We start from the raw sequence: 10328 nt of genomic DNA, 5'->3' as shown, positions 1-10328 counted from the left end.
TGATCTGCGATGCCGAGCGCCTTCTGCGGACGCGCCCTGAAATCCTCGAGGCGCTTTTGTCCGAGGTCGATTGTGTCATCATCGACGAATTCCAGGATACGAACCCGGTGCAGTTCGCTCTGCTGTGGCGCATCGCCCAATCCGCCAAGCGCGTGCTGATCGTGGGAGACACAAAGCAGTCGATTATGGGTTTCCAGGGGGCAGACCCCCGCTTGAGCGAGGCGCTCGAGCGACAGAATCCGGACGCGGCCTCGCCCCTCACGGGCAACTGGCGCTCTGATCCGCGGCTGATGCAGATGGTGAACGCGATTTCGAAGGGGCTGTTCGGAGAGGCTTATGTTCCTCTGGTGCCGCAGCGGCCGGAAACCGGCCAGACTTTTGCGGAGATCCTGCGCATTCCGGAAGGGCGCCGATCGAAGAAATCGCGCCCCGAGGAACATGTGGCGGCGCGTATTGCCGATATCCTCGCAGAGGCTGGGCCAGTGGTGAAGCGGGAGAGTGATCCCAAGGCGCCGACATTCCGCCCTGTCGAGCCGCGCGACATTGCCATCCTGGCGCCGACCCATTCGATGGCGGCGCGCTATGCGACGGCGCTCAAGCGCCAAGGTGTCCCGGTCCGGATCAGCGCAACAGGCTGGCTGGACTCGCCTGCTGTCATGGCGGCGCGCAACGCGCTGGCGTTCGCGGTTGATCCCACGGATCGCCATGCGGCACTCGCGCTCCTGACGCTTGGTCCATCATCCATGCCTCTTCAGCAGGCGATGAGCCTGCTTGCCGATGGTGGATTGGAAACCTGTGCCGAGCTTGCCGGTTTGCGGGCCCTGGCCGAGACGGCACCCGCCATGCCGCTGGAAACTCTGCTCCCGCAGGTGCTCAGAGCTGCGGGTATCCTCGACTGGGCAGCGCGCATGCCCGAGGCGGCGCAAGCCCATGCGGACCTGATGCGGCTCTACGCTGAGGTCAGCGAATTCGTCTCGGCCCACCGTGACTTCAAGGCCGCGGCTGGCTTCCATGGCGCCAGCGCGCAGGTTTTTCTGGGCTGGCTCGAGGCGCGCCGCGAGGAACGCGACTTCGACCGCCACCCTGATCCGGGCCAAAGCGCCGGACAGGGCGTCGAGATTGTCACCTGGCATGCCTCGAAGGGCCGGGAATGGCCGATCACCGTGGTTGTCGGTCTCGACAAGAAGATTGGGGAAAAGCCCGGCACGTTGCGCGCCGAATTCACGGATTTCAGTGATCTCAGTGCCATCCTTGAACGGGCGATCTTGATCTGGACGCCTGACCTTCCCATCAAGGAAAAGAAGGAAACCTTCATTGCCGATCGCCGCGCAGCGTCAGAAGCGGATGCGCGCCGCCTTCTATATGTAGCCCTAACCCGCGGGCGCGATCGCTTGATCCTGGAATGGCCCGATTTTGCGCTGAAGAAGCTCGGCGAGAGTGAGGGGCCTGCGAACCACGCCGAAATGCTGGTGCTGGAGGCGGGCATGCAGCCTGAGGCAGGCAGCTTGAAGGTTGGCGGTGCCAGTTTCCCGGCGCGAGCCTTGATGTGCAGCGCTGAGGCGCCAGGCGTGCTGGGAGCTTCTGGCTTGCAAGAGGCGTCGGAAAGGCTGGCCTTTGGTGAGCTGCGGTCGATGCTCGAGACGCAGCAGACGGCATGGCGCGTCCGACCTTCTTCAATCGTGCAGGATCCGCTGCCTGAAGTTCAGACACGTATCGTTCAGCTGGACGTCCCGCCACAGGCTGTCTCCCTTGTGGCGACGGCCAGCGAGCGTGGCACCGCCCTTCACAGGGCAATACGCGTTCTCTTGCTGCGCCCGGATTTGCGCCCGCGCTTGTCTGCGGCGACGGGCTTTGACGAGGCGACGCTAGACGTGTTGCAGGCGCAGGCGGACGCGCTCAAGCAATGGCTGACGGCTGAGGGCTATACGCAGATCGAGTGCGAGGTGCCGATCCAGAGGCGTGAAGCATCAGGTGCTGAATTCAACGGAATCATTGACCTTCTGGCGACGGGTGGCGGGAAACGACTGATCCTGGACCACAAGAGTGGCGCGGGCAGCTTTGCAGGTTACTTTGCACAGCTGGATGCTTATCGAGGGGTTCTCGCGGATCAGGTCGCGGCAATCAAACCTGACGTGGCAATCCACTGGATCGACAGGGCCGAGTTGGAGGTCTTCGTCGACGGCAAAGCAGAATGAACGGCGGAACACCACGGCGGCAGGCCTCTGATTGCATAGCCAGCGCCGTGGTTCACTTTACAAAAATAAGGAGTGCAGGGCCATGAGCATCACTGACATAATTCCCGACATCCACGGCCAGGCCGAGAAGCTGCGTGTTGCTCTCAAAAACCTTGGATGGCGGCGGAAAGGCACGACGTGGCTTCACTCTGAGCCTGATCGTCAGATCGTATTCTTGGGCGACTTTATCGATCGAGGTCCCGAAAACGCTGCCGTCATCAGGATCGTGCGCGAATTGATGGATGCGGGGCGTGCCCAAGCCATCATGGGCAACCACGAATTGAATGCCATCCACTTCCATACGGCCGATCCTGAGACTGGGGCGCCGCTGCGCCCACATGACACCGATAACCTCTTCCAGCACGGCAGTTTTCTTAAGGAGTTCCCACTTGGTGCGTCGCACACCAAGAACGTGCTGGATTGGATGACGAGCCTGCCGCTGTTTATCGAAACTGACGAATTTCGCGCTGTTCATGCGGCATGGATCCATTCAGCAATCGATGACCTAAGGCGACAGACTGGAGCCGGCGTCCTATCAGCGGACCAGCTGATCCGGGCCGGTCGAAAAGGCGATACGTTCTACGATCTCGCTGAAGCAGTTGCAAAGGGGCCGGAGGCACGTTTGCCTCATCAACATTCCTTTGAGGACAAGGGTGGGAAGGTTCGCCACCATGTCAGAGTGAAATGGTGGAACGGCGACGCCCGGACTTGGCGTCAGGTTGCAATGTCAGTGCCAGACATCGATCAGCTTCCAGACGCGCCCCTGCCTGATGATTTGTTGACGACCATTTATCCTGATGGGGATTTGCCTGTCTTTTTCGGGCACTACTGGATGTCGGGTGACCCTGAGCTTCAGAGCGCAAACGCGCTTTGCCTCGATTATTCAGCAGGTACCGATGGCCCTCTTGTGACTTACTCGCATTTTGCCGGTTCGCGTGATCTCAGCGTGGAAAATGTAGAGATTCACCGATAGGGGCTGTCTCGGGAAGGACTGAATGCTGACGAATTCGCTGTCGCCAATACTCGTCACGAGTATCGGCGCCGCGCTTCATCCGCTTGGGTAACCATTGCGGCACGCAATTCAGGTGGCGACAAAATCTCGACTTGGTCGCCCCACCGGAACAGGTGCCAGCACATTTCGCGCAGCCCACCTGCGCGGAATGACACCGTCAAACTCCCGTCGGGCTCATCGGTCATGACCTGTGTGGGGTGGAACAAATAGAGGCGCGCGTCGGGCGCCGCTCCGGGTGTGAAGCGCCAAACGACGTCGTACACGTGTTCTTGCCAGATCCCAAAGGATCGCTCCATCCAGGCGCCAAGGTTGAAATCGGCCGACCGCTCAAAAATATCTTCCGCGAGCTCGATCCGCTCAAAGCCTGCCAAGGCAAAGAGGCGCACATCCTGCGCGTAGTCGCTGAACGCAACAAGATACTGGCGCCCCTCACCGAGTAGCATCGCAAGCGGGCCTAGGCGCGCGTTGCGGCTCAAAAGCCCAGTTGCACGTGCGCGATGATCGACAGTGATCCAAACACCAGCAAGGATCGCTTCGCGGAGCGTATTCAGCGTTTCGTCTGGAATGCGCTCGCGTGGACCCGGTCGCAAGGCGACTCCATCCGCTTCCAGCAGCGCGGCAATGTCTGGCTCTAACCGCGCCCGTTTTGGACCAGAGAGGCGCGCGCGAAGACGATCCGAGAGCGCATCTAGATGATCCGCAGTGACAAGGTCCCCGGACTGGCGCGCGAGTTCTGCGCCGCGATGAAGGGCTGCGATATCGTCGACGTTCGGGTCGGCAAGGCGGCCTGCTGTACCTGGCGGCAGTCGCCAACGCTTCCGCCCTCCAGGCTCCACAAGTTCCTCGGTTTGTGGAAAGGCGTCGCGGATGGCATCGCGCATCCGCTCCGCTGTCCTGCGCGACACCTCAAAGGTCTCGCCGATGTCGTCGAGGGACAGACCATCGGCGCGGCCCTGCATCTGCATGGCCAGCCTCACTAGATCTGCTAATCGGCCATAACGCATTGGCGTCCCTCCATTTCCATCAGATTGACGGAAACGCATCATGGCTTCAAGCGGGGCGGTGAGGATGCATGATTGCCGCGCATCTGATGAAGCCCCTCACTCAGCTTGCCGCACGAAACCCAATCGGGTTTCTCATGTTGGGTTTGGCGGATTGCTCGCGGCGCAGTTCGCTGAGGATCGCCTCTGGCTCAGCAATGCCCAGCAACTTCGATCGCTTGGCAACGACCGCAAAATCCCCTGGTGTCAGTTGGTCGAGTGCCCAAAGCCCCGAGGGTGGATCGTTTTTGAAGAAGCGGCGAAAACAGGCCTCACGCTGCTCGGCGCTGAGCGGCAGGAATGCGATCTTGAGGCAGAAGCGCCGGGTGGTGGCAGGATCCAGCTGTTCGACGAGGTTGGTGGTACAGGCAAAGGGCAGGGGATGGTTTTCCATCCAGGTGAGCATTTCGTTGACCTGCGAGATTTCCCAGCGGTGCGTTGCGCCGTCGCGTGCGCCGAGGAGCGAGTCCGCTTCGTCGAACACAAGAAATGCGCTGGTGTCGCGCGCTTCGGCAAACGCATCTGCGATGTTGCGCTCGCTGCCGCCAACATAGCGATCGAGAAGATCGGAGGCATGCCGCTCGAGGACCGGCATCTGCATGCGCTCCGCGAGATAGCGCGCAAAGGCACTCTTGCCGGTGCCAGGAGGGCCGCTGAGGCAAAGCCCACCTGTGTTGGCGGGACCGCATGCGACGAACCGCTCCGTGATCAGTGCAAGGTCGTGGTCGGCATTGGCCAATTCAGGTTCGAACCTGACGCTGCTGGGGGCCAAAAGCGGGGTGTGCCCGCCGCGCACCGCACGGGAAATCGCCGCGGCCGCAAACTTCACGTCGTCGGCACCGCCGCGCGTGATCCGCGCTGCGCGAAGCGCGCTGTCTGCAAGTGCGGGCACATCCTCCATGCTGTGGGCAAGTTCAAGGCAGAGGTCTTTGGGCATTGAAATGTGGTGATGTTCGGCGAGCTTCTCCCAGATGCGGCTGCGCACAGAAACCGGTGGCGTTCGCAACTCCAGCGTGAATGAGATCCGCCGCAGGAACGCGGGGTCGCAATCGCTGATATCATTGGTCGTCCACAATGTCGGGACCGGATTGTTTTCCAGAAGCCGGTTGATGTGGACCTTCGAGCCGGCGCGGCGCAGCGAAATGCCAAAGATCCCATTGTCGAGACCTGGAAACAGGTCCTCCATCTCGTCAAACAGGATCAGGCTGTTGCCCTGGTCGCTGAGCAGCCGCTGACCGAGGCGCAGCTGCTGCAGGCGCTCAAACCGGGATGGCTCGTCCCCATCGTCATCCGCTTCGCCGACAGCGTGAAGCCCAGCACCGAGACGCACCGCCAGCGCTTTGCAGAACTCGGTCTTGCCGGTGCCCGGCACCCCGTGCAGGAGGATGTTTACGCCCTTTTCGCGCCGCTCAAGCGCACCGCGGAGCAGACGGAATGCAAATTCACGCCCAGCGCCAAGATGCGCGAAATCCTCCCATTCCGCCGATGCGGCGCCGACGCGGGAAAAAAGCTTCCCCAGAATGTCACTCAGGGTGCGTGATGGCGGATCCAGAGCCACTAGAAGGCGGTCGGAGGGAAAGAGCCCGAGACCGCTCAGGGGCGGTTTATCGAACTGCAAGAGACCGGAGACCACCAAGCGCCCAGCCGGTGCAAGGGCACGCCGCACGCTGGCGGCAGGTAGGCCGGAAAGCTGTGTGACCGCATCCTGCACCGGGATCCGTGCATCATCGACCAGAGAGTTGCACAGAGACTTCACTGGCCCGGATCGCCCAGCGCGAACCGCCAGTTCGAAGATGGCACGTTCATCCGCGTTCAGCCCGACATGATCCGCCAGGAGGGTGACATTTTCCGCCAAGACATCTGGTTTCGGCAACGCAGTCGATGCTACGCGCTCCGCGAGCCGCTTCCGCAGGTTGGTCCACACAGGAGCAGGGACACCTTTCTTCCTGAAACTGTCGATCTCCGGATCCCAGTCGAACCCCAGATCTTGATCCTCGGCCCAGCTTGAAAGCTCCTGGGCCACGACACTGCGGGCGGGAAAACTGTTGGCAATCCGGAACGCCAGATCAATTAAGAATCGCTGCTCGTATTTGTGCGTCATGCAACCTCCATCGTGACGAATGGAATGTAGTGGGCGCATGCGTCAGAATCGGGCGTATCTGTGGCGGCAGCGATGTATATCTGCGTGACCTGTTCACTGAAACTGCCTATACAACCTTATGAACTTTGCATTTTTCGATCTCGAGACCACCGGTACGTCGCCTGCCTTCGACCATCCCCTGCAATTCGCAGCGATCCTCACGGATGCCGAGTTCAAGGAGATCGAGCGGGTGAACCTGCGTTGCCGCCTGGCACCCCATGTCATCCCGTCGCCGCAGGCCTTGGCGGTCACTGGGGTGCGACCGCATCAGCTTGTCGATCCTGACCTGCCGAGCCTGTTCGAGTTTGCCCAAGCGCTGACAGAGCTGGTGTCGCGTTGGTCGCCCGCGATCTGGACCGGGTTTAACAGCATCCGCTTTGATGAGGAGATGCTGCGCCAGATGTTCTACCAGAACCTGCAACCCGAGATTTTCGTCACGCAATTCAACGGCAACACGCGCTTTGACATTATGACCGCCGTGTTTGCTGTCTTTCAGCGTTGTCCCGATCTGCTCAAATGGCCTGTCGATGAAACTGGCCGTGTCCGCTTCAAGCTCGATCGGCTTGCCCCTGAGAACGGCTTTGAGGGGCACAATGCCCATGACGCTTTGGGGGACGTCGAAGCGACGATCCACCTTGCGCGGCTGATCGCTGAACGCGCGCCCGACCTCTGGCAACAACTCCTGGCCAACCGTGATAAGTCTCACGTTCAGGCGCAGCTGGAACAGTTCGAGCCTGTCGAACTGGTTGGCCGGTTTGGGGGCGGCCCTCCGAAGGCAATCATGGGGTGCCTCTGCGGCTATGCTGCCAAGAACCAGAATCAGGCCTATCTTTTCGATCTCGATGCGATGGATCCGGAAGAGTTGATCACGGCGTCTGACGCAAATCTGATGGCTGCCATGGATGCAGAGCCGCGTCCCCTGCGCTCGATCTCGATCAACAAGGTGCCGATGCTCTTGCCGCCCGCGACCGTGACGGATGAACAGCGGCGGCGTGCCCTGGCACTTGCAGAGGCCCCCGAGTTGCGCCAGCGGCTGATCGCGGCGATGACCGCGCGTTATCCGACGGACCCCGACACGGCGCCGCAGCATGTCGAGAGGCAGATTTTCAACGGCTTCTACAGCTGGAACGACAAGGCTCGGTTGAAGGAGTTCCAGGGGGCGGACTGGCCGCGTCGGCAAGAAATCGTGGCGACCTTCGAAGATGCCCGGTTGCGCCAGCTTGGAGCGAGGCTTGTCGCATTCCATTCACCCAACCTGCTGTCAGACAGTGACCGTCGCCGGTACATCGCGTGGCGCCGCGATCGCTGGAACGCGTCGACGGAAACCGAGGTTGAGTGGATGACTCTTGAAAAGGCACGCCAAGCGCTCCTGGAGATGAAGGCTGCCTCAGCACAGGATCCCGCCATGCTGGACGAAATCGAGGCATTCATATTGGAGCTGGGAACCGGTATTGCGAGCGGGGAGCTGACCTGAAGATGCCAGCGCTGCAAAATGATCCGGATATTCGTGAAGGTCTGTTCAGCCTTGAAGAAAAGCTGACGATTCAGCAGGTCCGGTTCGTGGGCACGCGATTGCGGGACTTGCTCGTCCGTTATGAACATGCGTCGCGTGATGAGCGGCTTCAGCCAATCGAATGGGTGGAATGGTCCGCCTTCATTGATGCCACCTATTCCTGTGGCTTCGTCTGCCATGATGGCGGCGAGAACATGGGTGACCGGGAAAAAACGCCGTTGCCTGAGTTCATGCGATGGCTCGAACGTGACCTCGGGCGTGTCGATACTCTCTGTCTGCGCGAGCTGCGTCGGATCCTGCATTATATCATGAGAAGCGAGCGCTGGGGCGATGGCGGTGCGGGTACGGGCGGCGGTGCCGTATGGGGGCTGATCACGTCGCGGCTTGGCGATGCAATTGCGCGTAGATTGGGAGCGTGAGGACGATGGCAGTTGTGTCGAACGAATTTGATTACTTGCGTGACAAGCACCGTCAGCTGCGCGAGCAGAATTCCCCCGAGCTGAACCTGCGCACACACAGATCAATCAGCTGGATTGCTCGGGCGGCCGCATTGATCGACGACGATCCCGATGCCGCGTTTATCTTCAGCTGGATTGCCTTCAACGCCGCTTATGCGAAGGACATGGGGGATGACCCAGGGTCATTCGCTCGGGCAGATTTCCAGAACTTCTTCGATGCGCTTGTGCGGTGCGACCCAAGGGGCCGCATCGCCCATGAAATCTGGCACCACTTCGAAGGCGTGGTGGCCGAGCTGCTGGACAACAAGTACATCTTCAGCCCGTTCTGGAAGTTCCACAATGGCGATGCTCAGTATGACAACTGGCAGGTGCGCTTTGAGAACGCCAAGAAGGCCGCGCAATATGCGATTGAAGGGCAGGAAACTGCAAAGCTGCTGAGCATCTTGTTTGACAGGCTGTATGTGCTCCGCAACCAGCTCGTGCATGGTGGCGCGACCTGGAACAGCCAGGTGAACCGCAAACAGGTGCGTTATGGGGCTGAACTGCTGCTGAGCCTTCTGCCAGTTTTTGTCGACACGATGATGTCGAACCCGAACGAAGATTGGGGTGCGCCATATTACCCCGTCGTGGATTGATGGGGCGATAGGGTGTCGGAGACTGCCGCAGGTGTGCTTTTTCTCATCGTCGCCGGCATGGTTGCGATAGGGCTGCTTGTCCTCCTCTTTCGCATCCTGACCAGCCGCCTGTTCCTAAACCTTTCTGCGCTTCTGGCTCTCGCGTTTCTGGGCTTTCTCGCGGTCTTGATCGGCTGGGGAGGATGACTGCATGATTGAGAAGGCAGCAGCCTTTGCTGAAACCCGAGGTTGGGATTTCGACATAATTTCGCCTCTGCAGCTTGCTCTGGCAATTCCGTCACCCCGATGGCGATTCTACTATACCTCAGATATCTATTGCTCGACCGACGGCGCCGCTTGGGGCTTTGTGATGCTCAAAGAGTTCGAGGTTATGAGTAGCCGAGAACCAGAAGTGAGCTTGGCGATTCAGCGGCTACAACAGTTCTGTGCGCCTGACGAAATCGATATTCTTCCAGCGCCTCAATGCCTGATCAGATACACGCGAGACATCGATGTCGAGATCAATGGCAAATTCGAAACCCAATTGGGCCGCGCCATAGATGAGGCCATCGCTCAGGTCGATATGGCTTGGACAGTGCTGATGTTGGTCAACTGGGGCAATAAATCCACAGATGAGGCCGTCACGTCTGCAAATGCGTCGGAGCTTCGAGTGCTTTCGGAAAAATCGTCTAATGGCGAAAGAAAAGGCGGATTGTGATGGGGCTTAAGCAGGATGACTTCAAGATACCCGAGGAGAAGCTTGAAGAACTCAACGCAGAGATTGAGCGCGTAGTGGCAGACTATTTTGCACGCAGCCCGGACGCTGATCCGCTCGATGGCATGACGGTGGTCTTCAATTTCGGATTTGGGTTGGGCCGCGATTTAGATGTCTACGTTGCTGGCAAGACGATTTCAGTCGACTTGGATTGATTGGTCAGGGGGGAGCGATGTTTGGCTTTGGCAAAAAAGACGAAGACGGCAAGCAGGTCCGGATCGAACATCGAGGCAAATACACCCGCGCTTCTCGCACGGGCGGTGTGGCGGTTCGGGCTGAAGAGAAGGTGGGCCCGGTCAACTTGACGGCCAACTCGTCCAAGGGCGTGCGGGCTTCCACCCGGGTTGCCAACGGCACACGCATGGCACTGCAGAACGGAAGGTTTCAGCTGATCGGTCGTTGGCGTGCCGGACCGCTTGGCTTCAATCTGTCCAAAACCGGTGTCAGCGCGTCGGTGAAGAATAAGGCGGGGACCTTCAACTTTCTGAAGCCCCAGTACTCGTCGTTCAAGTTTGCCGGCGTACAGCTGCGCGGCAAGAAGG

11 protein-coding genes are annotated in these 10328 nt (G+C 59.9%); 9 read left to right on the top strand and 2 right to left on the bottom strand.

Annotation, left to right across the window (positions count from 1 at the left end; all coding sequences use genetic code 11):
• Both AC4GMC_RS15340 and AC4GMC_RS15335 read left to right on the top strand, forming a co-directional pair.
• Window positions 1–2195: UvrD-helicase domain-containing protein (locus tag AC4GMC_RS15340; protein WP_488084113.1), on the top strand; the 2195-nt coding region annotated here is incomplete at its 5' end.
• 82 nt (window positions 2196–2277) lie between these two features.
• A complete protein-coding gene (locus AC4GMC_RS15335) occupies window positions 2278–3207 on the top strand; it encodes a metallophosphoesterase (RefSeq protein ID WP_487876264.1) in 930 nt (309 codons plus the stop codon).
• Between the two features lie 53 nt (window positions 3208–3260).
• On the opposite strand, the gene AC4GMC_RS15330 is transcribed toward AC4GMC_RS15335, so the two are convergent.
• Together AC4GMC_RS15330 and AC4GMC_RS15325 are read right to left on the bottom strand one after the other, a co-directional pair.
• Window positions 3261–4250, bottom strand: coding sequence for a helix-turn-helix transcriptional regulator (locus AC4GMC_RS15330; RefSeq protein ID WP_487876265.1), 990 nt, complete (start codon window positions 4248–4250; stop codon window positions 3261–3263).
• A 100-nt stretch (window positions 4251–4350) separates the two neighbouring features.
• Window positions 4351–6387: an AAA family ATPase gene (locus AC4GMC_RS15325; RefSeq protein WP_487876266.1), complete on the bottom strand. Its 2037-nt coding sequence runs from the start codon at window positions 6385–6387 to the stop codon at window positions 4351–4353.
• Window positions 6388–6505: 118 nt separating this feature from the next.
• On the opposite strand from AC4GMC_RS15325, the gene AC4GMC_RS15320 reads away from it, so the two are divergent.
• The 7 genes from AC4GMC_RS15320 to AC4GMC_RS15290 form a co-directional block, all read left to right on the top strand.
• The gene (locus AC4GMC_RS15320; protein WP_487876267.1) at window positions 6506–7900 is read left to right on the top strand and encodes an exonuclease domain-containing protein; all 1395 of its coding nucleotides are present in this window, start codon (window positions 6506–6508) and stop codon (window positions 7898–7900) included.
• A 2-nt stretch (window positions 7901–7902) separates the two neighbouring features.
• Window positions 7903–8358: a hypothetical protein gene (locus AC4GMC_RS15315; protein WP_487876268.1), complete on the top strand. Its 456-nt coding sequence runs from the start codon at window positions 7903–7905 to the stop codon at window positions 8356–8358.
• A gap of 5 nt (window positions 8359–8363) precedes the next feature.
• Window positions 8364–9032 (top strand): hypothetical protein, encoded by a 669-nt coding sequence (locus AC4GMC_RS15310; RefSeq protein WP_487879352.1) that lies wholly within the window; start codon window positions 8364–8366, stop codon window positions 9030–9032.
• Window positions 9033–9044: 12 nt separating this feature from the next.
• Entirely contained in the window at window positions 9045–9218 is a 174-nt protein-coding gene (locus AC4GMC_RS15305; RefSeq protein ID WP_487876270.1) for a hypothetical protein, read from the top strand.
• Between the two features lie 4 nt (window positions 9219–9222).
• On the top strand, window positions 9223–9729 hold the full coding sequence (locus AC4GMC_RS15300; RefSeq protein WP_487876271.1) for a hypothetical protein: 507 nt from the start codon (window positions 9223–9225) through the stop codon (window positions 9727–9729).
• A complete protein-coding gene (locus AC4GMC_RS15295; protein WP_487876272.1) occupies window positions 9729–9941 on the top strand; it encodes a hypothetical protein in 213 nt (70 codons plus the stop codon). The genes AC4GMC_RS15300 and AC4GMC_RS15295 overlap by 1 nt, the downstream gene beginning before the upstream one ends.
• A gap of 17 nt (window positions 9942–9958) precedes the next feature.
• Window positions 9959–10328 (top strand): hypothetical protein (locus AC4GMC_RS15290; RefSeq protein WP_490391468.1); only part of this gene is annotated, 370 nt, incomplete at its 3' end.

It is taken from the genome of Thalassobacter sp. (genome assembly GCF_982993085.1).
The sequence above is the reverse complement of the archived record's forward strand: the minus strand, read 5'-3'. Positions and strand labels throughout refer to the sequence as shown.